Below are 24,079 nucleotides of genomic sequence, written 5' to 3'. Positions count from 1 at the left end.
GGCAGGAACGACGGTGGCGGAACGGAGCACGGCTGCCGTCGACGTGGCAGACAACAGCGGCGACGAACCGCTGACCGCAGAGGCGGACCAGTCCACGGCCGACGGGGTGGCCCAGAACCGGGAGCGGGACACGGAGATCGACGAGGCACAGGGGAGTGGCGGGACCGAGGGTCCTGGGAAGGCCTCACCACCCGAGCTGCACAGCGGCCACAAACTCGCCAGACGGTACCGGCTCGAAGAGTGCGTCACTCGTCTGGACGGATTCAGCAGTTGGCGTGCCGTGGACGAGAAACTTCGCCGCGCCGTCGGCGTCCACATCCTGCCCGCGGACCACTCACGGGCCCGTTCCGTGCTGGCCGCGGCCCGCTCCTCGGCGCTGCTCGGCGATCCCCGCTTCGTCCAGGTGCTGGATGCCGTCGAGGAGAACGACCTCGTCTACGTCGTCCACGAGTGGCTGCCCGACGCCGCCGAGCTGACCACGCTGCTCGCCTCCGGCCCGCTGGAGCCGCACGACGCCTACCAGATGGTCAGTCAGATCGCCTCCGCGATGGCCGCGGCGCACCGCGAGGGTCTGGCCCATCTGCGGCTGAACCCCAACGCCGTGCTGCGTACCTCCAGCGGCCAGTGGCGCATCCGTGGCCTCGCCGTGAACGCCGCGCTGCGCGGCATCAGTTCAGACACCCCGCAGCGCACCGACACGGAGTCCGTCGGCGCGCTCCTGTATGCGGGGCTCACCCAGCGTTGGCCGTACGAGAGCGACGCGTACGGTCTGTCGGGGCTGCCCAAGGACGTCGGTCTGATCGCACCCGACCAGGTGCGGGCAGGTGTCCACCGCGGTCTGTCCGAGCTGTCCATGCGGGCACTCGTCAACGACGGGGCGACCGCCTCCCGTCACGAATCCCCGTGCACGACGCCCGAGGAGCTGGTGAAGGCGATCGGCGAGATGCCCCGCATCCGCCCGCCGGAGCCCGCGTTCACCGCACCGCCGGAATACCAGCGCACCACGTACCAGCAGGGCACCTACGGCCGCCCGGCACCGCACCCCGGTGCCACGCAGCCGGTGCCGACTCCTCCGGCCCCACTGCAGAGCCGGACCGGCAAGGCTCTCAAATGGGCCGTCTCGGCTCTCCTCATCGCCGCCCTGGGTCTGGGCAGTTGGCAGCTCGCGGACGCGCTCATGGACAGCGGGAACAATTCCGACGACACGAACAAGACCCAGACGACGGACGGGGGCGACAAGAACAACGCCGCCCCCAAGCCGGTCAAGACCCTCCCGATCCAGAGGGCCCAGGAGTACGTCGCCAAGGGTGACGCCCAGCACCCCAACGACGTCGACAAGACATACGACAAGGACAGTTCCACGTACTGGCGTACCGCCAGCTTCAGGGACGGCCCGGACATGAAGCCGGCCTTCAAGCCCGGCGTCGGCATCGTCTATGACTTCGGCTCGGAGCAGGAGGTCTCCGCCGCTTCGATAGGGCTCCTGTTCAGCGGCGACCACACGACGGTCACGCTGTACGCGACGGACTCCATGAGTTCGTCGGTTCCGCTGACTTCCATGACGAAGCTGGGATCCGTTACGACCTCCGGCACATCTGCGAAGGTGACAGTCGCCAAGCCGGTGAAGAGCCGGTACGTACTGGTGTGGTTCACGGCACTGCCGTACGCGCAGGGGGACTCGTACAGCGACCCGGGCTACAAGCAGGCCGTGACGGACCTGAAGTTCACCGGCTGACAACGCACCGCATCCCAGGGGAGGGGGTCCGATGGCAGATGACACCCCATACAGCGACGCAAGCGATCAGGACCTCCTCGCCCGCCATGTAGGGGGCGACCCAGACGCCTTCGGTGAGCTTGTGCGGCGTCATCGTGACCGTCTGTGGGCGGTGGCCCTGCGGACACTGGGGGACCGCGAGGAGGCCGCTGACGCCGTTCAGGACGCCCTTGTGTCCGCCTACCGGGCCGCCCACACCTTCCGGGGGCAGTCGGCCGTCACGACGTGGCTGCACCGGATCACGGTGAACGCCTGCCTCGACCGCGCCCGCAAGGCCGCCTCGCGCAAGACCTCCCCGGTCGACGACACCGAACGGCTGGAGCAACTGCTTGAGCCGCACGAGGAGGCATCGGCTCCCGCAGAGCGCAACGATCTGCACCGGCAGCTGTTGGAGGCACTCGGCACCTTGCCTCTGGACCAGCGCGCCGCCCTCGTTCTCGTGGACATGCAGGGATACCCGGTAGCCGAAGCCGCTCGCGTGCTCGATGTCCCGACCGGCACGGTGAAGAGCCGCTGTGCCCGCGGCAGAGCCAGACTCCTGCCGCTCCTCACTCATCTGAGGCCGGAAAACGCCGGTGGCGGCAAGGAACAGAGCGAGGGGCGGAACCGGACTCAGGGGACATCCGTCCCACCGGCAGCGGGACCGCCGACTGCCGGTCCACGCGATACGAGGCCGGATACGGGGCCAAGCGATTCAGCTGCTGTGAAGGGCGGAGGTGGGCGAGCGTGACATCCACGACGGACATGGCCGGACACCCGGACGTCGCCGAGATCTCCGACCTCACCGACGGGCTCCTTCCCCCGTCCCGCACCGCCGACGTGAGACGGCATCTGGACGCGTGCGAGCTCTGCGCGGACGTCTACGCGTCACTGGAGGAGATCCGAGGGCTTCTCGGTTCGGTGCCGGGCCCGACACACATGCCCGCCGAGGTCGCAGGCCGGATCGACGCCGCTCTCGCTGCGGAGGCACTGCTGAACGCGACAGCACCCGATGTCACAGACGCCCCGGCAGCGCTCCTCGGCATCTCGCGTTCCATGGACGATGCCGGTGACAGCGCCCGTGTTTCACGTGAAACATCGGCAACGGCAGACCGCCCAGCGGGATATACCCACGCCTCCACCGGACCGGGTCGCAAGCAGCGCAAGAGGGGTGGACACCGCAGGGTCGCCATCCTGGGCACCGTCTTCACAGTCGCCGCGGTGGGCTTGGGCTCCGTACTGCTGACGTCGCTGAACGACGGGAAACCGCCCGCGTCTGCGGCCCACGGCCGGGAGTCCGCCACCCCGGACACCTTCTCGGAGGCCAAGCTGGCGGACCAGGTCACCGGTCTCCTCAAGAGCCAGGGCTCCGGCAGCGGCTCCCATACTCCGCACAGTCTCGGTGTCGAGGGTGGGACCAACCAGCCCAAGATCTTCAAGGAACCCACGGTCCCGGACTGCATCCGTAATGGCATCGGGCGCACCGATCCGGCGCTCGCCACGAAGGAAGGGACCTACAAAGGCACGGACGCCTTGCTCGTGGTCATGTCCGACGCCTCCGCCAGCACCAAGGTGACCGCATACCTCGTCGATGCGAGCTGTGTGGGTCATGCGTCCGCCGCCAAGGCGAAGGTTCTCCTGACGCACTCCTACACCCGTCCCTGAACGAACACGCTTCGTCTCCGTCCTGCGTGGTATCCCGTGCCGTGTCGCGTCCCCGTGTGCCCGGACACAGTGGGAATGCGCGCCCCTTAGGATCCGTTGGGTGGGGTGAGAGTTCTGAGAGGGGCTCCCCCGGTCCGACGACGCAGTCCAGAGACGAGGAAACAAGCCGTGAGCGACGTTCGTAACGTGATCATCATCGGCTCCGGGCCCGCCGGCTACACGGCGGCGCTCTACACCGCGCGCGCGTCGCTGAAGCCGCTCGTGTTCGAGGGCGCCGTCACCGCGGGTGGCGCTCTGATGAACACCACCGACGTGGAGAACTTCCCCGGCTTCCGGGACGGCATCATGGGCCCCGAGCTCATGGACAACATGCGCGCCCAGGCCGAGCGCTTCGGTGCCGAGCTCGTCCCGGACGACATCGTCTCCGTCGACCTGACCGGCGAGATCAAGACCGTCACCGACACTGCCGGCACCGTGCACAAGGCCAAGGCCGTCATCGTCACCACCGGCTCCCAGCACCGCAAGCTCGGACTGCCGAACGAGGACGCCCTCTCCGGTCGCGGTGTCTCCTGGTGTGCCACCTGTGACGGCTTCTTCTTCAAGGACCAGGACATCGCCGTGATCGGCGGTGGCGACACCGCGATGGAAGAAGCGACCTTCCTCTCCCGCTTCGCCAAGTCCGTGACGATCGTCCACCGCCGGGACACCCTGCGCGCCTCCAAGGCGATGCAGGAGCGCGCCTTCGCCGACCCGAAGGTGAAGTTCGTGTGGGACAGCGAGGTCGCCGAGATCCAGGGCGACCCCAAGCTCTCGGGTCTGAAGCTGCGCAACCTCAAGACCGGCGAGCTCTCGGACCTGGCGGTCACCGGCCTGTTCATCGCGATCGGCCACGACCCGCGCACCGAGCTCTTCAAGGGCCAGCTCGACCTCGACGAGGAGGGCTACCTCAAGGTTGCCGCTCCTTCCACCCGCACCAATCTCACCGGTGTCTTCGCCGCCGGTGACGTGGTCGACCACACCTACCGCCAGGCGATCACCGCCTCCGGCACCGGCTGCTCCGCCGCGCTCGATGCCGAGCGCTTCCTCGCCGCCCTTGCGGACGAGGAGCAGGCCGAGCCCGAGAAGACCTCTGTCTGACCCCCATCCGCCCCACGCACCAACCAGTTAAGGAGCCCGCCGTGGCCGGCACCCTGAAGAATGTGACCGACGACTCCTTCGAGCAGGACGTCCTCAAGAGCGACAAGCCCGTACTGGTGGACTTCTGGGCCGCCTGGTGCGGTCCGTGCCGCCAGATCGCGCCGTCTCTTGAGGCGATTGCCGCCGAGTACGGCGACAAGATCGAGATCGTCAAGCTCAACATCGATGAGAACCCGGGTACGGCCGCCAAGTACGGCGTCATGTCCATCCCGACGCTGAACGTCTACCAGGGTGGCGAGGTCGCCAAGACCATCGTCGGTGCGAAGCCGAAGGCCGCGATCGTCCGCGACCTCGAGGACTTCATCGCCGAGTAGTCGGCGCAGCCGTCGAGTCGGCGGCGGATGTTTCACGTGAAACACGAATGGGCCAACCCCGAGGGGGTGGCCCATTCGCTTGTCCGGACGCTTTTCACAGCGGCCTCAGTACCGGTTCCTTCTGTACAGCACCCAGCAACCGGTCGAGCGCCATCTCCACGTCTTCCTTCCAGGAGAGCGTCGTCCGCAACTCCAGCCTCAGACGGGGGTAGGTCGGGTGGGGGCGGACCGTCTTGAAGCCCACGGCCAGCAGATGGTCGGCCGGCAAGACACACGCCGGTTCCTTCCATCGCGCGTCACCAAAAGCCTCGATGGCTTTGAACCCCCGCCGCAGTAGATCCTTGGCGACCGTCTGGACCATGACCCGCCCGAGCCCCTGCCCCTGATAGCCCGGCATGATGAACGAGGTCATCAACTGCACCGCGTCGGGCGAGACGGGGCTCGTAGGGAAGGCCGTGGAGCGCGGAACGTAGGCCGGAGGGGCGTACAGAACGAAACCCACCGGAACGTCGTCGACGTAGACGACCCGGCCGCAGGACCCCCAGTCCAGCAGGACAGCCGAGATCCACCCTTCCTTTTCCAGGGCAGACGTACCCGCTTTCAGCGCGGCCTCACCGCTGACCGGGTCCAACTCCCAGAAGACACACGCGCGACAGCGGTTGGGAAGGTCCTGAAGGATGTCCAGCGTGAGCGGTACGAGCCGACGCCCCATGAAGGCTGTTCCTCGCTTCCTTCGCCCGCAGCGTCGCGGGCGGCTGTCAAAGCGCTCCGTTCCCTCAACAGGCCGCCGACGAAACCGCCGACCGCGCCCAGTCCGAGACCTGCGCCCACCAGTCCGGTGCGGCTCATCGTTCGCATGGCCCCTGCCTCCCTCTCAGAGGTACTGCCAGGTGGATGCGCCATACCAGAACGCATCGTATCCACGAAGCGATTCCATCGATAGCGCCTCAAAGCAAAGAGCGGGCCGTGTTCCGGTACACACCGGACACGGCCCACTCGGTCGGCCTACCGGGCGGAGCCGCCCTGTCGGCCACAGGCTGTCTAGCCCTCCAGGTCCTCGGAATCGTCCTCCAGCAGGCTCTTCTGCAGGACGGGTCCCTCGCCGGGAGCGAGGCTGCTGAGGATTCGCTCGAGGTCCTCCATCGAGGCGAACTCGACGGTGATCTTGCCCTTCTTCTGCCCCAGGTCGACCTTCACCCGAGTCTCGAAGCGGTCCGAAAGACGGGTCGCGAGGTCGGTCAGTGCCGGAGAGAGCCGGGCGCCGGCCCGAGGGCCCTTGGACCGCTGAGCGGTCTGCGGCCGCGACCCCATCAGGGTCACGATCTCCTCGACCGCTCGCACGGACAACCCCTCGGCCACGATCCGGTGAGCCAGCCGGTCCTGCTCCTCGGAGTCGTCTACGGAGAGCAGCGCCCTCGCATGGCCGGCGGACAGAACCCCGGCAGCCACCCGGCGCTGGACCGCTGGCGAGAGCTTCAGCAGACGCAGCGTGTTGGAGACCTGTGGACGGGAACGACCGATCCGGTCGGCCAACTGGTCATGCGTGCAGTTGAAGTCCTTCAGAAGCTGGTCGTAGGCGGCGGCCTCTTCCAGCGGGTTCAGCTGCGCCCGATGCAGGTTCTCCAGCAGGGCATCCAGGAGAAGCTTCTCGTCGTCCGTGGCCCGCACGATCGCCGGGATCGCCTCGAGGCCGGCCTCGCGGCAGGCCCGCCAGCGCCGCTCGCCCATGATGAGCTCGTAGCGGGCCGGGCCCAGCTGCCGCACGACGACCGGCTGGAGGAGACCCACCTCCTTGATGGAGGTGACGAGTTCCTGCAGCGCGTCCTCATCGAAGACCTCACGCGGCTGGCGCGGGTTCGGCGTGATGGAGTCGAGCGGGAGCTCCGCGAAGTGGGCGCCTAGAGGAGACTCGGGCGCCTCCACGATGCCGCTCAGCGACGGCTCCTCGGTTTCATGTGAAACAGGCGGCAGCGTTGTCACCTTCGCCGCTGCCACTCCCCGCTCGGTGGTCAGCACAGGGACCGCTGACGGAGACGCAGAACCAGCGCCTCCCACAGCGGCCGGAACCGGCGTCTTCTCCGTCGGGGCAGCAGGGATCAGCGCGCCGAGACCACGGCCCAAACCCCTCCGTCGCTCGCTCACTGAATGCCCTCCACCATGCTCGGGTCGCTCTGGGCGCCGATGTGGGCATGCGGCGCGTCGTATGCCACGCCGACACCCTTCAGCGCGATTTCTCGTGCCGCCTCAAGATAGGACAGGGCGCCACTCGATCCCGGATCGTATGTCAGCACTGTCTGTCCATAGCTCGGCGCCTCGGAGATGCGGACAGAGCGGGGAATGCTCGTCCGCAACACCTCGTCGCCGAAGTGGCTGCGCACCTCGTCCGCGACCTGGGACGCCAGGCGCGTCCGACCGTCGTACATGGTGAGCAGGATCGTCGATACATGCAGCGTGGGGTTGAGGTGCCCCCGCACCAGGTCGACGTTGCGCAACAGCTGGCCCAGGCCCTCCAGCGCGTAATACTCGCACTGGATCGGGATGAGGACCTCCGCACCGGCCACCAACGCATTGACCGTCAAGAGGCCGAGCGAGGGGGGACAGTCGATCAGGATGTAGTCCAGCGGCTGCTCATAGGCCTGGATGGCTCGCTGCAGCCGGCTCTCCCGTGCCACCAGAGACACCAACTCGATCTCCGCACCGGCGAGATCGATCGTGGCGGGGGCACAGAAGAGACCCTCGACGTCCGGAACCGGCTGGACGACCTCCGCGAGGGGCTTGCTTTCGACCAGGACGTCGTAGATGGACGGGACTTCGGCGTGATGGTCGATCCCCAGCGCGGTGGATGCGTTGCCCTGAGGGTCGAGGTCGATCACCAGGACACGGCCGCCATGCAGGGCCAAGGAGGCGGCAAGGTTGACGGTGGTCGTCGTCTTGCCGACACCGCCCTTCTGGTTGGCCACCACCATGACGCGTGTCTGCTCGGGCCGTGGCAGGCCCTCGCCTGCGCGGCCCAGAGCTTCCACCGCCAGTTGGGCAGCACGACCGATCGGAGTGTCGTCCATCGGGGGCGGTGTTTCACGTGAAACATCGTCCCCCATCGACTCGGTACGGGGACCGGGGACCGGATCGGTCATCGGTCCCGCGATGTTGGCGTCGGACCGCAAGGATTCACTCTCCTCGACTTCAGGCTCGCAATGAACAGAGCCTCCCATGTCTTCGGGGTCGTGAACCAGTGAGGCCTGTTGTTCTGTGGAGAAATCCACCTCTGTGGACAACTCGGCCCCCCTCACGGGGGACCTGGTGCCGTCGGATACGGATGCCTCTCCGAGTGAACCGAGAGGCTTACGGTCGCGGGGTTCGGCAGCGGCGCGGCCGCGGCTGATGATGCCGTGGAGCAGTGAGCGACGTTTCACGTGAAACACGATGCACAGCAGCAGTGGCCGAACTGTCGCGACACTCCGACGTGCGTAGGTTTGGCAGCTTGTGTGGAGTACGTCTCGTCGTCAGGGCGCATCAGCGGCGCCGACGTACCCGCCCCGTCCGCGCGGCCTTCGCTTTCTTCGCCGCGAAGCGCACACCGCCGGGACTCTCCCCGACCTCGACCCGCACGACCGTGGACAGAGGATCCACCACACCTTCACCCACATGCAGGATGGACGTCTCCACAGCACCGAGCTTGCTCAGCGCGGTGGTCGCGCTCTTGAGCTCCTCCTCGGCGGTGTCGCCCTTGAGCGCCAGCATCTCCCCGTACGGCCGCAGCAGTGGAATGCCCCATGTGGCCAGTCGGTCAAGCGGGGCCACGGCTCGCGCCGTCACGACATGCACCGGCGCCACCTTGCCCATGACCTCCTCGGCGCGGCCACGGACGACCGTCACATGGTCCAGGCCGAGCAGCTCCACGACCTCGGTCAGAAAGGTCGTACGCCGCAGCAGAGGCTCCAGCAGCGTGATCTTCAGGTCCTCGCGGACCAGCGCGAGGGGAATACCCGGCAGACCGGCACCCGAGCCGACATCGCACACGGTCACGCCCTCGGGCACGACCTCGGAAAGCACCGCGCAGTTCAGCAGATGCCGCTCCCACAGACGAGGCACCTCACGCGGGCCGATCAGACCGCGCTGCACACCCGCCTCGGCGAGCAGCTCCGCATAGCGGACCGCGTCCGCGAAGCGATCGCCGAACACCTCACGCGCCTGCTCGGGCGCAGGGGGAAGCTCCGCTGCCTCCGTCACGGGGACCGTCCTTCCGTACCGCATCAGCGCACCGAGCGCCGAGACCACCAGAACTATCAGGCTGACAAAGCTCGGCCCCGCCTGCGCTACAGACGGGGCCGAAGGAACGTACGGACCGATCAGGCCGGAAGCACGACGACGAAGCGCTGCGGCTCCTCGCCCTCGGACTCGCTGCGCAGGCCCGCGGCCTTGACTGCGTCGTGCACGACCTTGCGCTCGAACGGCGTCATCGGCTTCATCTTCACGGGCTCGCCGGTGCTCCTGACCTCGGCGGCTGCCTTCGCACCCAGCTCGGAAAGCTCGGCACGCTTCTTGGCGCGGTACCCGCCGATGTCCAGCATCAGCCGGCTGCGGTCCCCGGTCTCCCGGTGCACTGCCAGGCGCGTGAGCTCCTGCAGCGCCTCAAGCACCTCACCGTCACGGCCGACCAGCTTCTGCAGGTCTCGGCTGCTCGCGTCGCTGATGATCGAGACAGCGGCGCGGTCGGCCTCGACGTCCATGTCGATGTCGCCGTCGAGATCGGCAATGTCCAGCAGACCCTCAAGGTAGTCCGCCGCGACCTCGCCCTCCTGCTCCAGGCGGGTAAGGGTGTCTGCACCCTCGGCAGCGGCGGAGGTGGTGCCTTCCGTCACGGGATGGGCTCCTTCTTACTTCTTGGACGGGGACTTGGGGCGCTGCGGGCCCTTGCGCTGCCCGGACTGAGCCTTGCTGCGAGTACCGCCGGCAGGCTTCGGCTCGGGCTTCGCAGCGGTGGAGGGGTTGGCGTCCTCCGGCTCATCGGACTTGCTCAGCGATGTCTTCGGCTCGGACTCGCCGGCTTCCTTCGGACCGCCGGACTGGCGCTGGGCCTTGCTCTGGCGCTTGGGCTGCTGGCGCCTGGGAACGGCGGCCGCACCAGTCGTCGGCGTACCGTCCTCGGACTGAGCGGCGGCAGCGCTCTCGCTCTTCATCACGGTGCCGTCGGTCTGGGCAGCAAGACCCGCCTTGTTCAGGGCGTTGATGAACTTGCGCTCGAACTCGTTGCGGTCACGGCCCTTGGCGACGATCGCCTTGACGATCGTCTTCTCGCTCCGCTTGCGGGTCTTGCCGTGGTGCGTGACGTGCTTGGTCAGGCGCTCCAGGTAGGCGGCCTGAGCCTTGGAACCCGGGGTCGGGTTGTTGTGGATGACGTACATCTGCTGACCCATGGTCCACACGTTGGTGGTCAGCCAGTAGACCAGAACACCGACCGGGAAGTTGATACCGAAGACGGCGAACATGACCGGGAAGACGTACATCAGCATCTTCTGCTGCTGCATGAACGGCGTCTTCACCGTGGTGTCGACGTTCTTCGTCATCAGCTGGCGCTGCGTGTAGAACTGCGACGCCGACATCAGGACGATCATGATCGCGGTGACGACTCGGACGTTGGTGATGGATGCGCCGAGCGCGTCCACCTTCGCCGAGCTGTCGGTGAACTTCGCGGCCAACGGGGCGCCGAAGATGTGCGCCTTACGCGCGCTGGCGAGCAGCGAGTCGTTGATGACACCGATCGTCGAGCCCGTCGCGATGCCGTTGAGCACGTGGTACAGAGCAAAGAAGAACGGGGACTGCGCCAGGATGGGAAGGCACGAGGAGAGCGGGTTGGTACCCGTCTCCTTGTACAGCTTCATCATCTCTTCGGACTGACGCTGCTTGTCGCTCTTGTAGCGCTCCTGGATCTTCTTCATCTCGGGCTGCAGCGTCTGCATGGCCCGAGTCGACTTGATCTGCTTCACGAAGAGCGGGATCAGGCAGATGCGGATGAGGATCACCAGGGACACGATGGACAGGCCCCAGGCCCAGCCCGTGTCGGGACCGAAGACCTTCCCGTACATCGAGTGGAACTGGACGATGACCCATGAAACGGGTGTCGTGATGAAGCTGAAGAGGCTGGCAATCGTGTCCACTAATCATGCTCCTTGGGCATGGGACGAGGTCTCTGCGGCCGGGCTCGAAGGAGAAATCTCCTCGGTGGCCGGTTCGCCGGCGGAGGGCCCGCCCTTGCGTGCACGCCAGGCGCCACGCAGCATTTCGTGCCACCGCGGACGCTTGCGCGGCGGGACATGGTCCACACCGCCCAGCGACCACGGATTGCACCGCAGGATGCGCCACGCGGTGAGCGCCGTGCCCTTGATCGCACCATGCCGGTCGATGGCCGTATAGCCGTAGTGGGAACACGACGGGTAGTACTTGCACACCGGCCCGAGCAGCGGACTGATCGTCCACTGGTACAGCTTGATCAGAGCCAGCAGCGGGTACTTCATCGCGCGCCCCCTCCCAGCAGCCGCTCGATGGCGGCGTCCAGGTCTCGGGCCAGTTGTGCATGGTCGGCGTCGCCCGCACCGGGCAGCGCTCGTACGACTACCAGGCTACCGGGAGGCAACAGGGCGACTCGGTCACGCATCAGGTGGCGCAGTCTGCGCTTGACCTTGTTGCGTACCACCGCACCGCCCACGGCTTTGCTCACGACGAAACCCGCACGCGTCGGGGGAGCGCTCTCCCCAGGCGCGTGCGGGTCCGTGGCACCGCTACGAAGATGGACGACGAGGGACGGGCGTCCGGCCCGGCGCCCTCGTCGTACCGCGGTCGCGAAGTCCTCGCGCCGCCTCAGCCGGTTCTCGGTGGGCAGCACGACGGCATGACCTGACCGGGATCAGGCGGACAGGCTGGCGCGACCCTTGCTGCGGCGGTTCGCCAGAATCGCGCGGCCGGCACGGGTACGCATCCGCAGGCGGAAGCCGTGGGTCTTGGCACGACGACGGTTGTTCGGCTGGAAGGTGCGCTTGCTCACTCGGGGGCTCCAGAAATCAATCGGTGGCGGCGGGTGCCGTCCTGGCTGTCACCGTGCGCCCACGAGTAGCTCGCAGTCACGCCCGATTGCACCGCTTCCCGATCACCTGACGCGATCTGTGCCCATCGGAGGCAGGCGGCAGCAGCCATCGACAACTCGACCTGGTTACGGTACGCGGGGCTACGCCATCCGGTCAAACCAGCGGTCACTAGGAGACACTATCCACAGCCTGGGGACAACAACTTGAACCGCACCCGTCGCCCTGACTACCGTGGCTGAACTCCGATTCGTTCCCTTGTACCTGCCCCACCCCATTTGAATCCCAACCCGTCCCACAATCACACGTTCGTGGGACCCGTGAGAGAGCGTGCCCTGTGGCTGACGTACCTGCCGATCTTGCCGCAGTGTGGCCACGCGTATTGGAACAACTTCTCGGCGAGGGCCGCGGGCAGGGCGTGGAGACGAAGGACGAGCACTGGATCCGGCGCTGCCAGCCACTCGCGCTGGTCGCCGACACCGCGCTGCTCGCCGTACCGAACGAGTTCGCAAAGGGCGTACTCGAAGGGCGCCTCGCCCCCATCGTCAGCGAAACCCTCAGCCGCGAGTGCGGACGCCCGATCCGCATCGCGATCACCGTCGACGACTCCGCGGGCGAACCCCCCGCCCCGCCTACGCCACCGGCCCGCCCCCAGCCGCGCTACGAAGAGCCCGAGCTCCCCTCCGGACAGTACGACGGCTACGGCCGCCACCGGGCCGACGACCACCGGGCCAACCGCCCCGAACAGCTCCCCGGCGACCCGGGCGACCAGCTCCCCACCGCCCGTCCGGCCTACCCCTCGGAGTACCAGCGCCCCGAGCCCGGCGCCTGGCCCCGTCCGTCGCGCGAGGAGTACGGCTGGCAACAGCAGCAGCGCCTCGGGTTCCCCGAGCGGGACCCCTACGCTTCGCCGCCACAGGACTCGTACGGCCCGCCCTCGCAGGACTACCGTCCGCAGTCGATGGAGCGCCCGCCGTACGACGCGCAGCGACCCGACTACGACCAGCCGCGCTCGGACTACGACCATCGCGACGCCCGCCCCGACTACGACCATCGCGACGCACGCCGGGAGCTGCCCGAGCAGCCGTCCGGCTCCGGGCACGTCCACCGCGGCGGCCCGGTGGGCTCCTCGCTGCCCGCCTCCAGCGGTGCGCCCGGCCCACTGGCCGCAAAGCCGGCGCCCGCCACCGGCCCCGGTGAGCCCACCGCACGCCTGAACCCGAAGTACCTCTTCGACACGTTCGTCATCGGCGCCTCGAACCGTTTCGCACACGCCGCCGCGGTCGCCGTCGCCGAGGCACCGGCAAAGGCGTACAACCCCCTGTTCATCTACGGGGAGTCAGGGCTCGGCAAGACACACCTGCTGCACGCCATCGGGCACTACGCGCGCAGCCTCTACCCGGGCACGCGCGTGCGGTATGTGAGCTCGGAGGAGTTCACCAACGAGTTCATCAACTCCATCCGCGACGGCAAGGGCGACAGCTTCCGCAAGCGCTACCGCGAGATGGACATCCTGCTCGTCGACGACATCCAGTTCCTCGCGGACAAGGAGTCGACGCAGGAGGAGTTCTTCCACACCTTCAACACGCTCCACAACGCGAACAAGCAGATCGTGCTGTCCTCCGACCGGCCGCCGAAGCAGCTGGTCACCCTGGAGGACCGGCTGCGGAACCGTTTCGAGTGGGGCCTGATCACCGACGTCCAGCCGCCCGAGCTGGAGACGCGCATCGCGATCCTCCGCAAGAAGGCGGTGCAGGAACAGCTCAACGCCCCGCCGGAGGTACTGGAGTTCATCGCCTCCCGCATCTCGCGCAACATCCGCGAGCTGGAGGGCGCGCTGATCCGCGTGACGGCCTTCGCCTCGCTCAACCGCCAGCCGGTGGACCTGGGCCTGACGGAGATCGTCCTCAAGGACCTCATCCCCGGCGGCGAGGACTCCGCCCCCGAGATCACCTCCACGGCCATCATGAGCGCGACCGCCGACTACTTCGGCCTCACCGTCGAGGACCTGTGCGGCACCTCCCGCGGCCGGGCACTGGTGACGGCCCGCCAGATCGCCATGTATCTGTGCCGGGAGCTGACGGACCTCTCCCTGCCGAAGATCGGTGCGCTGTTCGGCGGCCGGGACCACACCACGGTGATGCACGCGGACCGCAAGATCCGCAATCTGATGGCCGAGCGACGCTCCATCTACAACCAGGTGACCGAGCTGACGAACCGCATCAAGAACGGCTGACAGCCACACAGGCCCGTCCCAGACGCCTCGATACGCGTCCAGACACACGCCGAGGGCGCCCCCGGAGGAGATCCGGAGGGCGCCCTCCTTCATGTCGGCGTTGTCCGCTGTTCGATTAACTGCCGGGTTACGGCCACTCTCCACAGATTCCGGAACTTTCTTCCGTCCACATGCTGGGGACTGTGAAGTTGTCCAGATCGCGATCCACAGGACACCTGCCGAACCACCATCCAGCCAGGTCAAGTGGCTGTGGAACAGTGGATGAAGGATCTCCACAGACTGTGGACGACGAGATGATCCACAAGCTGTGCACGAAGTTGTCCACCGACAACCCACAGGCCTGCCTCAGTTGTCCCCAGCGATTGGTGGCTTCTCCACATCGCTGTCCACTGTTCGGCAACGTGACGCGCCTGATCACCGCGTCGAGTGAAAGGCGTCACACAAAGGTGCCAGGTTGGGCTGTGGGCAACGGGGGTAAAGCTGGGGACGGCGCTGGGGAGAACTCACCTCAGGCTGTGCACGGGGTGTGCAGAACTTTCCGTTCTCCACAGAACCCCAGAGTTGTCCACTGCCTCCGCCCACAGGGGCAGTGGATAAAATTTCGCCTCTGACCTGGGAAAACAGGGTTATCCACGGTTTCCACAGCCCCTACTACTACTCCCAACTAGAGAGAGCTGGGAATCCGTTTCGAAGGGGGTCCTGTGCACAACTTGCTGTCCGGGTCCCGGCTGGCCCTCGTCACGACTTGACCCCGACAGGCACCTACTGTCAGTGCGGTGCGTCAGACTGGTCCCCGGTGTCCTTCCCATCACAGGGGCCGACGACACCGCGACAGACGACGAAGCCAGGCAGGGCGAGAAGCGCCGGCAACAGCAGGAGGCGGCAACAGTGAAGATCCGGGTGGAACGCGACGTACTCGCGGAGGCAGTTGCCTGGGTGGCACGCAGCCTCCCGGCCCGTCCGCCGGCGCCTGTCCTCGCCGGCCTTCTGCTGAAGGCCGAGGACGGCGTCCTCAGCCTCTCCAGCTTCGACTACGAGGTCTCCGCGCGGGTGTCCGTGGAGGCGGAGGTCGAGGAGGAGGGCACCGTCCTGGTCTCCGGTCGGCTGCTCGCCGACATCTCCCGCGCCCTCCCCAACCGGCCCGTAGAGATTTCCACAGACGGTGTACGGGCGACCGTGGTCTGCGGTTCCTCGCGATTCACACTCCACACCCTGCCTGTGGAGGAGTACCCGGCACTGCCGCAGATGCCGAACGCGACAGGCACCGTTCCCGGTGAGGTCTTCGCTTCCGCCGCCGCGCAGGTGGCGATCGCGGCCGGTCGTGACGACACGCTCCCCGTCCTCACCGGTGTGCGCATCGAGATCGAGGGCGACACCGTCACCCTGGCCTCCACCGACCGTTACCGCTTCGCGGTCCGCGAGTTCCTGTGGAAGCCGGAGAACCCGGAGGCCTCCGCGGTCGCCCTGGTGCCCGCCAAGACGCTCCTGGACACCGCCAAGGCCCTCACGAGCGGCGACAGCGTGATCCTGGCGCTGTCCGGCTCGGGCTCGGGCGAGGGGCTGATCGGTTTCGAAGGTGCGGGCCGTCGCACCACCACCCGCCTCCTCGAGGGTGACCTCCCGAAGTACCGCACGCTGTTCCCGACGGAGTTCAACACCGTCGCCGTGATCGAGACCGCCCCCTTCGTGGAGGCCGTCAAGCGTGTGGCCCTGGTCGCCGAGCGCAACACCCCGGTCCGGCTCAGCTTCGAACAGGGCGTGCTGATCCTGGAGGCCGGCTCCAGCGACGACGCACAGGCTGTGGAAAGGGTGGACGCGCAGCTGGAGGGTGACGACATCTCGATCGCCTTCAACCCGACCTTCCTGCTGGACGGACTGAGCGCCATCGACTCCCCGGTGGCCCAGCTGTCGTTCACGACGTCCACCAAGCCCGCCCTGCTCAGCGGCAAGCCGGCGCTGGACGCGGAGGCGGACGAGGCCTACAAGTACCTGATCATGCCTGTGCGTCTCAGCGGCTGATCGCTGTCCTCAGAGAATCCGCAGGTTGGGGCATACGTTTGAGCGGGTATGCCCACAGGTGTGCGCGAGCGTCCGGGTTTAGGCTCGGACGCAGGTACGAGAGTGCCCCACACGCCACACAGCAACCTAAGGAACAACTGATGGAGCTCGGTCTCGTCGGCCTCGGCAAGATGGGCGGCAACATGCGTGAGCGGATACGCCGCGCAGGCCACACCGTCATCGGATTCGACCGCAACCCGGACCTCGCCGATGTCCACAGCCTGGAAGAGCTTGTGGGCAAGCTCAGTGGGCCCCGCGTGGTCTGGGTGATGGTCCCTGCCGGTGCGGCCACCCAGTCGACGATCGACGAGCTGGCCGAGCTCCTGGAGCCGGGGGACGTCGTCGTGGACGGCGGCAACTCCCGCTGGACGGACGACGAGAAGCACGCCGAGGAGCTGGCGGCCAAGGGCATCGGCTTCGTCGACTGCGGTGTCTCCGGCGGCGTCTGGGGCCTGGAGAACGGCTATGCGCTGATGTACGGCGGCGACGCGGAGAACGTCGCCAGGGTGCAGCCGGTCTTCGACGCCCTCAAGCCTGAGGGGACGTTCGGCTCGGTGCACGCCGGCAAGGTCGGCGCGGGCCACTTCGCGAAGATGGTCCACAACGGCATCGAGTACGCGATGATGCAGGCCTACGCCGAGGGCTGGGAGCTGCTGGAGAAGGTCGACTCGGTCACGGATGTGCGCGAGGTCTTCCGGTCCTGGCAGGAAGGCACGGTCATCCGTTCCTGGCTGCTGGACCTCGCGGTGAACGCCCTCGACGAGGACGAGCACCTGGACACGCTGAAAGGTTTTGCACAGGACTCCGGCGAGGGACGCTGGACTGTGGAAGCCGCCATCGACAACGCCGTGCCGCTGCCCGCGATCACGGCCTCCCTCTTCGCGCGGTTCGCGTCGCGTCAGGAGGACTCTCCGCAGATGAAGATGATCGCGGCGCTGCGGAACCAGTTCGGCGGGCACGCGGTCGAGAAGAAGTAGTCCACAGGGCTGTGCAACAGTCCACAACACTGGGGGAGGTCGGCGACCGACCATGCACGTCACGCACCTGTCGCTGGCCGACTTCCGGTCGTACGCCCGGGTCGAAGTTCCGCTGGACCCGGGCGTCACCGCTTTCGTCGGCCCGAACGGGCAGGGCAAGACGAACCTCGTCGAGGCCGTCGGCTATCTCGCCACCCTCGGCAGCCATCGGGTGGCCTCCGACGCGCCCCTGGTGCGCATGGGCGCCGACCGCGCGGTCATCCGGGCGCAGGTCAGGCAGGGCGAGAGGCAACAGCTGGTCGAGCTGGAGCTGAACCCCGGCAAGGCCAACCGGGCCCGTATCAACAGGTCCTCGCAGGTCAGGCCGCGTGACGTGCTGGGTATCGTGCGGACCGTCCTGTTCGCCCCGGAGGACCTTTCCCTGGTCAAGGGCGACCCTGGTGAGCGGCGTCGTTTCCTCGACGAGCTGATCACCGCCCGCTCCCCGCGCATGGCCGGCGTGCGCTCCGACTACGAGCGGGTCCTGAAGCAGCGCAACACGCTCCTGAAGTCGGCCGCGCTGGCCCGTCGGCACGGCGGCCGCTCCATGGACCTGTCCACACTCGACGTCTGGGACCAGCATCTCGCGCGCGTGGGTGCCGAGTTGCTCGCCCAGCGCCTGGACCTGATCGCGGCGATCCAGCCGCTGGCCGACAAGGCGTACGAGCAGTTGGCGCCGGGGGGCGGCCCGGTCGCCCTGGAGTACAAGCCGTCCGCCCCAGGTGAGGCCCATACGCGCGAGGATCTCCACGAGCAGTTGATGGGGGCTCTCGCCGAGGCGCGCAAGCAGGAGATCGAGCGGGGTGTCACCCTCGTGGGGCCCCATCGGGACGATCTGCTTCTCAGACTCGGTCAGCTGCCCGCCAAGGGGTATGCCTCCCACGGGGAGTCCTGGTCGTACGCGCTGGCGCTGCGCCTCGCCTCGTACGACCTGCTGCGGGCCGAGGGCAATGAGCCGGTGCTCGTCCTCGACGATGTCTTCGCCGAGCTCGACACCCGTCGCCGGGAGCGCTTGGCGGAGCTGGTCGCGCCCGGTGAGCAGGTGCTGGTGACCGCCGCGGTCGACGACGACGTACCGCACGTACTGGCAGGGACGCGGTACTCCGTGTCGGACGGGACGGTGGAGCACGCATGACGAGCGAAGAGCCCGCGCCCGAGAAGACCCCCGAGCCGTCCGGCGTCGACCTGGCGCGCGTGGCGCTGAGGGCGGCGAAGGAGCAGGCACGCGCGCGTGGGGACGCGGCGCAGCAGAAGAAGCAGGCGCGACGCGGTGGCCTGCGCTCCGGCGCTCGCGCTGACGGGCGCGACCCCATGGCGCTCGGTGCTGCGATCAACCGGCTCATCACCGAGCGCGGTTGGGAGACCCCGGCGGCGGTGGGCGGGGTGATGGGCCGCTGGCCGCAGATCGTGGGCGAGGACCTGGCCAAGCACTGTGTGCCGGAGAAGTACGACGAGGACGAGCGCGTACTGGTGGTGCGCTGCGATTCGACGGCCTGGGCGACGAATCTGCGCCTGCTGGCCCCGACGCTCGTGGCCCGTCTCAACGAGGACCTCGGGCACGGCGCGGTGAAGATGATCAAGGTCAACGGTCCCGGAGGCCCCGCCCGTCGCTATGGTCCCCTGCGTGCCCCTGGCAGCACGGGACCCGGCGACACGTATGGGTGACAGACCTCACATCGGCAGGTCGTCGGCGGTCTGGTCGTGGCGTCGGTGGCCGCCGTGCCGTACCACCGCACACGGTTGCGAGTACCGACCTGACTCCCAAGTAGCCAAGGGTTGACAGTCGGAAGCGCTGAGTGCCGCTGTGAGCCTCTTGGAGCCCTGCTCCGTATATGGGGACCCGGAAGACGCCGGTTCAGGGCGCCACATGAGGACTCAGGTACCGGCAAACCCCCATCACTGTCGGCGCTACCGGTAGACTGGAAGCCAATCCCGCCCCATTCACGGGGACCGTCCGGGAAAAGCTGAGCAACGCTGAACAAGGCTTACCAACGCAACATGCCGCAGCCGCTCCGGCAACCCGCCGACGAGCCTGGCTCGTGCTGTGCCAGAAAGGGCGCTTCGTGGCCGATTCCGGCAACCCCAACGAGAACATCCCGTCCACCGACGCCGGCGAGAACGGCGCGGTGACTTCGTCGAACGGCGAGGTCACCGCCTCGTACGACGCCAGCGCCATCACCGTCCTCGAGGGCCTGGACGCGGTCCGCAAGCGCCCCGGTATGTACATCGGCTCGACCGGTGAGCGAGGGCTGCACCACCTCGTGTACGAGGTCGTCGACAACTCCGTCGACGAGGCACTGGCCGGCCACGCTGACACCATCGACGTGACGATCCTGGCCGACGGCGGTGTCCGCGTCGTCGACAACGGCCGTGGCATCCCGGTGGGCATCGTCCCCTCCGAGGGCAAGCCGGCCCTTGAGGTCGTGCTGACCGTGCTGCACGCGGGCGGCAAGTTCGGCGGCGGCGGCTACGCGGTCTCCGGTGGTCTGCACGGCGTGGGCGTCTCGGTCGTGAACGCGCTGTCCGCGAAGGTCGCCGTCGAGGTCAGGACCGACGGTCACCGCTGGACGCAGGACTACAAGATGGGCGTCCCCACGGCGCCGCTCGTCAAGCACGAGGCCATCGAGGAGACCGGCACGTCGGTCACCTTCTGGGCCGACGCCGACATCTTCGAGACCACCGACTACTCCTTCGAGACGCTCTCGCGGCGCTTCCAGGAGATGGCGTTCCTCAACAAGGGTTTGACGATCAAACTCACTGATGAGCGCGAGTCGGCGAAGGCCACCTCCGGGGCGGACGAGGCGGGTGCCGACGAGACCGCCGAGGTCAAGCACGTCACGTACCACTACGAGGGCGGCATCGTCGACTTCGTGAAGTACCTCAACTCCCGCAAGGGAGACGTGGTGCACCCCACCGTGATCGACCTCGAGGCGGAGGACAGGGAGAAGAGCCTCTCCCTCGAAGTCGCCATGCAGTGGAACAGCGGTTACAGCGAGGGCGTGTACTCCTTCGCCAACATCATCCACACGCACGAGGGCGGTACGCACGAAGAGGGCTTCCGCGCGGCGCTCACCAACCTCATCAACAAGTACGCGCGCGACAAGAAGCTGCTGCGCGAGAAGGACGACAACCTCACGGGTGACGACATCCGCGAGGGTCTGACCGCGATCATCTCGGTGAAGCTGAGCGAGCCGCAGTTCGAGGGCCAGACCAAGACCAAGCTGGGCAACACGGAGGCGAAGACCTTCGTCCAGAAGGCGGTCTACGAGCACCTCAACGACTGGCTGGACCGCAATCCGAACGAGGCCGCGGACATCATCCGCAAGGGCATCCAGGCGGCCACCGCGCGCGTGGCGGCCCGCAAGGCCCGTGACCTCACCCGACGCAAGGGCCTGCTGGAGTCGGCGTCCCTGCCGGGCAAGCTCTCCGACTGCCAGTCGAACGACCCGACCAAGTGCGAGATCTTCATCGTCGAGGGTGACTCCGCCGGCGGCTCGGCCAAGTCCGGCCGCAACCCGCAGTACCAGGCGATCCTCCCGATCCGAGGAAAGATCCTCAACGTCGAGAAGGCGCGGATCGACAAGATCCTGCAGAACCAGGAGATCCAGGCGCTGATCTCGGCCTTCGGCACGGGCGTGCACGAGGACTTCGACATCGAGAAGCTCCGCTATCACAAGATCATTCTGATGGCGGACGCCGACGTCGACGGCCAGCACATCAGCACCCTGCTGCTGACCTTCCTGTTCCGCTTCATGCGGCCGCTGGTCGAGGCCGGGCACGTGTACCTGTCCCGTCCCCCGCTGTACAAGATCAAGTGGGGTCGGGACGACGTGGAGTACGCCTACTCGGACCGCGAGCGTGACGCGCTGATCGAGATGGGCCGTCAGCGCGGCAAGCGTGTCCGTGAGGACTCGATCCAGCGCTTCAAGGGTCTCGGCGAGATGAACGCCGAGGAGCTGCGCGTGACCACGATGGACCAGGAGCACCGGGTCCTCGGCCAGGTCACCCTGGACGACGCGGCGCAGGCCGACGACCTGTTCTCGGTCCTGATGGGCGAGGACGTGGAGGCGCGCCGCCAGTTCATCCAGCGCAACGCCAAGGACGTCCGCTTCCTCGACATCTGAGTCGGTCTCAGCTGACCGCACCAGGAAGGATCTTCACCAGCAATGGCCGACGAGAACACACCTGTCACCCCTGAAGAGGGCGGCGAACTCGCGATGCGTGTCGAGCCCGTCGGGCTCGAGACGGAGATGCAGCGCTCGTACCTCGACTACGCGATGTCCGTCATCGTCTCGCGAGCGCTGCCGGACGTCCGGGACGGCCTCAAGCCCGTCCACCGCCGCGTCCTGTACGCCATGTACGACGGCGGCTACCGCCCCGAGCGCGGCTTCTACAAGTGCGCCCGCGTCGTCGGCGACGTCATGGGCAACTACCACCCGCACGGTGACTCCTCGATCTACGACGCGCTGGTCCGCCTCGCGCAGCCGTGGTCGATGCGGATGCCGCTGGTGGACTCCAACGGCAACTTCGGCTCTCCGGGCAACGACCCGGCGGCGGCCATGCGCTACACCGAGTGCAAGATGGCACCGCTGTCGATGGAGATGGTCCGTGACATCGACGAGGAGACCGTCGACTTCACGGACAACTACGACGGCCGCTCCCAGGAGCCGACCGTCCTGCCGGCCCGCTTCCCGAACCTGCTGATCAACGGCTCGGCGGGTATCGCGGTCGGCATGGCGACGAACATCCCGCCGCACAACCTGCGCGAGGTCGCGGCCGGCGCCCAGTGGTACCTGGAGAACCCCGACGTCTCTCACGAGGAGCTGCTTGATGCGCTCATGGAGCGCATCAAGGGCCCCGACTTCCCGACCGGCGCGCTCGTCGTCGGCCGTAAGGGAATCGAAGAGGCGTACCGCACGGGCCGCGGCTCGATCACCATGCGCGCGGTCGTCGAGGTCGAGGAGATCCAGAACCGCCAGTGTCTGGTGGTCACGGAGCTGCCGTACCAGACCAACCCCGACAACCTCGCACAGAAGATCGCCGACCTGGTGAAGGACGGCAAGATCGGCGGCATCGCGGACGTACGTGACGAGACGTCCTCGCGCACCGGTCAGCGCCTGGTCATCGTGCTGAAGCGGGACGCGGTCGCCAAGGTCGTCCTGAACAACCTCTACAAGCACACGGACCTGCAGTCGAACTTCGGCGCCAACATGCTGGCGCTGGTCGACGGTGTCCCGCGCACGCTGTCCCTGGACGCGTTCATCCGCCACTGGGTGACGCACCAGATCGAGGTCATCGTCCGCCGTACGCGCTTCAGGCTGCGCAAGGCCGAGGAGCGGGCGCACATCCTGCGCGGTCTGCTGAAGGCCCTGGACGCCATCGACGAGGTCATCGCGCTGATCCGGCGCAGCGACACCGTCGACATCGCGCGCGCGGGCCTGATGGACCTCCTGGAGATCGACGAGATCCAGGCGAACGCCATCCTCGAGATGCAGCTGCGCCGGCTGGCCGCCCTGGAGCGCCGGAAGATCATCCAGGAGCACGACGAGCTCCAGGCGAAGATCACCGAGTACAACGCGATCCTGGCCTCCCCGGTCCGCCAGCGCGGCATCGTCAGCGAGGAACTCGCGGCCATCGTCGAAAAGTTCGGCGACGACCGCAAGACGATGCTGGTGCCCTTCGACGGCGACATGTCCATGGAGGACCTGATCGCCGAAGAGGACATCGTCGTCACCATCACGCGCGGTGGCTACATCAAGCGCACCAAGGCGGAGGACTACCGCTCGCAGAAGCGGGGTGGCAAGGGCGTACGCGGCACGAAGCTGAAGCAGGACGACATCGTCGACCACTTCTTCGTGTCGACCACGCACCACTGGCTGCTGTTCTTCACCAACAAGGGTCGCGTCTACCGTGCGAAGGCGTACGAGCTTCCGGACGCCGGCCGTGAGGCGCGCGGCCAGCACGTCGCGAACCTGCTCGCCTTCCAGCCGGACGAGGCGATCGCCGAGATCCTCGCGATCCGCGACTACGAGGCCGTGCCGTATCTGGTCCTCGCCACCAAGGGCGGCCTGGTCAAGAAGACGCCGCTGAAGGATTACGATTCGCCGCGTTCCGGTGGTGTGATCGCGATCAACCTCCGGGAGACGGAGGACGGTTCGGACGACGAACTGATCGGAGCCGAACTCGTTTCGGCCGATGACGATCTGCTTCTGATCAGCAAGAAGGCGCAGTCGATCAGGTTCACCGCCACGGACGAGAGCCTGCGGCCCATGGGCCGTGCCACCTCCGGTGTCAAGGGCATGAGTTTCCGTGAGGGCGATGAACTTCTGTCGATGAATGTTGTTCGACCCGGTACGTTCGTGTTCACTGCTACGGACGGTGGGTACGCGAAGCGGACTGCCGTCGACGAGTACCGCGTCCAGGGTCGCGGCGGCCTCGGTATCAAGGCCGCCAAGATCGTGGAGGACCGCGGTTCGCTGGTCGGCGCGCTGGTGGTCGAGGAGACCGACGAGATCCTCGCCATCACGCTGTCGGGCGGTGTGATTCGTACGCGAGTCAACGAGGTCAGGGAGACGGGCCGTGACACCATGGGCGTCCAACTGATCAACCTGGGCAAGCGCGATGCCGTCGTCGGTATCGCACGTAACGCCGAGGCGGGACGCGAGGCGGAGGAGGTCGACGGCGATGTGGCCGTCGACGAGACCGCCGAAGGCGCCGCGACCACCGGCACGGACGAGGGTGAGGCGCCCTCGTCCGAGTAG

21 protein-coding genes are annotated in these 24,079 nt (G+C 67.3%); 12 read left to right on the top strand and 9 right to left on the bottom strand.

Annotation, left to right across the window (positions count from 1 at the left end):
* Nucleotides 1-13: 13 nt before the first annotated feature.
* The 5 genes from LJ657_RS25805 to trxA all read left to right on the top strand — a co-directional run bounded on the left by LJ657_RS25805 (nucleotide 14) and on the right by trxA (nucleotide 4,929).
* Nucleotides 14-1,735 (top strand): protein kinase family protein, encoded by a 1,722-nt coding sequence (locus tag LJ657_RS25805; protein ID WP_232651126.1) that lies wholly within the window; start codon nucleotides 14-16, stop codon nucleotides 1,733-1,735.
* Between the two features lie 31 nt (nucleotides 1,736-1,766).
* Nucleotides 1,767-2,504 (top strand): RNA polymerase sigma factor SigM, encoded by a 738-nt coding sequence (sigM, locus tag LJ657_RS25800; protein WP_232651125.1) that lies wholly within the window; start codon nucleotides 1,767-1,769, stop codon nucleotides 2,502-2,504.
* On the top strand, nucleotides 2,501-3,418 hold the full coding sequence (locus LJ657_RS25795) for an anti-sigma factor family protein (RefSeq protein WP_232651124.1): 918 nt from the start codon (nucleotides 2,501-2,503) through the stop codon (nucleotides 3,416-3,418). The genes sigM and LJ657_RS25795 overlap by 4 nt, the downstream gene beginning before the upstream one ends.
* 168 nt (nucleotides 3,419-3,586) lie before the next feature.
* Nucleotides 3,587-4,555: a thioredoxin-disulfide reductase gene (gene trxB / locus LJ657_RS25790; protein WP_232651123.1), complete on the top strand. Its 969-nt coding sequence runs from the start codon at nucleotides 3,587-3,589 to the stop codon at nucleotides 4,553-4,555.
* 41 nt (nucleotides 4,556-4,596) lie between these two features.
* Nucleotides 4,597-4,929, top strand: a complete 333-nt coding sequence (gene trxA, locus LJ657_RS25785) for a thioredoxin (protein ID WP_007383275.1) — start codon at nucleotides 4,597-4,599, stop codon at nucleotides 4,927-4,929.
* 94 nt (nucleotides 4,930-5,023) lie between these two features.
* Here trxA and LJ657_RS25780 read toward each other — a convergent pair whose 3' ends face one another.
* The 9 genes from LJ657_RS25780 to rpmH all read right to left on the bottom strand — a co-directional run bounded on the left by LJ657_RS25780 (nucleotide 5,024) and on the right by rpmH (nucleotide 11,971).
* Nucleotides 5,024-5,641, bottom strand: coding sequence for a GNAT family N-acetyltransferase (locus tag LJ657_RS25780; RefSeq protein WP_232651122.1), 618 nt, complete (start codon nucleotides 5,639-5,641; stop codon nucleotides 5,024-5,026).
* 329 nt (nucleotides 5,642-5,970) lie between these two features.
* Nucleotides 5,971-7,071 (bottom strand): ParB/RepB/Spo0J family partition protein, encoded by a 1,101-nt coding sequence (locus LJ657_RS25775; protein ID WP_232651121.1) that lies wholly within the window; start codon nucleotides 7,069-7,071, stop codon nucleotides 5,971-5,973.
* A complete protein-coding gene (locus LJ657_RS25770) occupies nucleotides 7,068-8,141 on the bottom strand; it encodes a ParA family protein (protein WP_269786945.1) in 1,074 nt (357 codons plus the stop codon). The genes LJ657_RS25775 and LJ657_RS25770 overlap by 4 nt, the downstream gene beginning before the upstream one ends.
* A 301-nt stretch (nucleotides 8,142-8,442) precedes the next feature.
* Nucleotides 8,443-9,159, bottom strand: coding sequence for a 16S rRNA (guanine(527)-N(7))-methyltransferase RsmG (gene rsmG, locus LJ657_RS25765; protein ID WP_232651120.1), 717 nt, complete (start codon nucleotides 9,157-9,159; stop codon nucleotides 8,443-8,445).
* A gap of 119 nt (nucleotides 9,160-9,278) precedes the next feature.
* Nucleotides 9,279-9,791 (bottom strand): Jag family protein, encoded by a 513-nt coding sequence (locus LJ657_RS25760; RefSeq protein ID WP_232651119.1) that lies wholly within the window; start codon nucleotides 9,789-9,791, stop codon nucleotides 9,279-9,281.
* A 15-nt stretch (nucleotides 9,792-9,806) separates the two neighbouring features.
* Nucleotides 9,807-11,087: a membrane protein insertase YidC gene (gene yidC, locus LJ657_RS25755; protein WP_232651118.1), complete on the bottom strand. Its 1,281-nt coding sequence runs from the start codon at nucleotides 11,085-11,087 to the stop codon at nucleotides 9,807-9,809.
* A 3-nt stretch (nucleotides 11,088-11,090) separates the two neighbouring features.
* On the bottom strand, nucleotides 11,091-11,444 hold the full coding sequence (gene yidD, locus LJ657_RS25750; RefSeq protein ID WP_232651117.1) for a membrane protein insertion efficiency factor YidD: 354 nt from the start codon (nucleotides 11,442-11,444) through the stop codon (nucleotides 11,091-11,093).
* On the bottom strand, nucleotides 11,441-11,812 hold the full coding sequence (rnpA, locus tag LJ657_RS25745; protein ID WP_078912589.1) for a ribonuclease P protein component: 372 nt from the start codon (nucleotides 11,810-11,812) through the stop codon (nucleotides 11,441-11,443). Before rnpA ends, yidD begins: the two co-directional genes overlap by 4 nt.
* A 21-nt stretch (nucleotides 11,813-11,833) precedes the next feature.
* Nucleotides 11,834-11,971 carry a 50S ribosomal protein L34 gene (gene rpmH, locus LJ657_RS25740; protein ID WP_005482975.1) on the bottom strand — a complete coding sequence of 46 codons (138 nt, stop codon included), beginning with the start codon at nucleotides 11,969-11,971 and terminating at the stop codon, nucleotides 11,834-11,836.
* Nucleotides 11,972-12,345: 374 nt separating this feature from the next.
* On the opposite strand from rpmH, the gene dnaA reads away from it, so the two are divergent.
* From dnaA to gyrA, 7 genes are all read left to right on the top strand, one after another.
* Complete coding sequence (gene dnaA / locus LJ657_RS25735; protein WP_308117084.1) at nucleotides 12,346-14,244, top strand: chromosomal replication initiator protein DnaA; 1,899 nt, start codon at nucleotides 12,346-12,348, stop codon at nucleotides 14,242-14,244.
* 888 nt (nucleotides 14,245-15,132) lie between these two features.
* The gene (gene dnaN / locus LJ657_RS25730) at nucleotides 15,133-16,263 is read left to right on the top strand and encodes a DNA polymerase III subunit beta (protein ID WP_232651115.1); all 1,131 of its coding nucleotides are present in this window, start codon (nucleotides 15,133-15,135) and stop codon (nucleotides 16,261-16,263) included.
* Between the two features lie 140 nt (nucleotides 16,264-16,403).
* Nucleotides 16,404-17,279, top strand: a complete 876-nt coding sequence (gene gnd, locus LJ657_RS25725; RefSeq protein WP_232651114.1) for a phosphogluconate dehydrogenase (NAD(+)-dependent, decarboxylating) — start codon at nucleotides 16,404-16,406, stop codon at nucleotides 17,277-17,279.
* A 52-nt stretch (nucleotides 17,280-17,331) separates the two neighbouring features.
* Nucleotides 17,332-18,453 carry a DNA replication/repair protein RecF gene (gene recF, locus LJ657_RS25720; protein WP_232651113.1) on the top strand — a complete coding sequence of 374 codons (1,122 nt, stop codon included), beginning with the start codon at nucleotides 17,332-17,334 and terminating at the stop codon, nucleotides 18,451-18,453.
* A complete protein-coding gene (locus LJ657_RS25715; protein ID WP_232651112.1) occupies nucleotides 18,450-18,983 on the top strand; it encodes a DciA family protein in 534 nt (177 codons plus the stop codon). The genes recF and LJ657_RS25715 overlap by 4 nt, the downstream gene beginning before the upstream one ends.
* A 398-nt stretch (nucleotides 18,984-19,381) precedes the next feature.
* Nucleotides 19,382-21,442, top strand: coding sequence for a DNA topoisomerase (ATP-hydrolyzing) subunit B (gene gyrB / locus LJ657_RS25710; protein WP_232651111.1), 2,061 nt, complete (start codon nucleotides 19,382-19,384; stop codon nucleotides 21,440-21,442).
* 42 nt (nucleotides 21,443-21,484) lie between these two features.
* Nucleotides 21,485-24,079, top strand: coding sequence for a DNA gyrase subunit A (gene gyrA, locus LJ657_RS25705; protein WP_232651110.1), 2,595 nt, complete (start codon nucleotides 21,485-21,487; stop codon nucleotides 24,077-24,079).

This window comes from Streptomyces guryensis (assembly GCF_021261325.1).
Classification (GTDB): domain Bacteria; phylum Actinomycetota; class Actinomycetes; order Streptomycetales; family Streptomycetaceae; genus Streptomyces; species Streptomyces guryensis.
The sequence above is the reverse complement of the archived record's forward strand: the minus strand, read 5'-3'. Positions and strand labels throughout refer to the sequence as shown.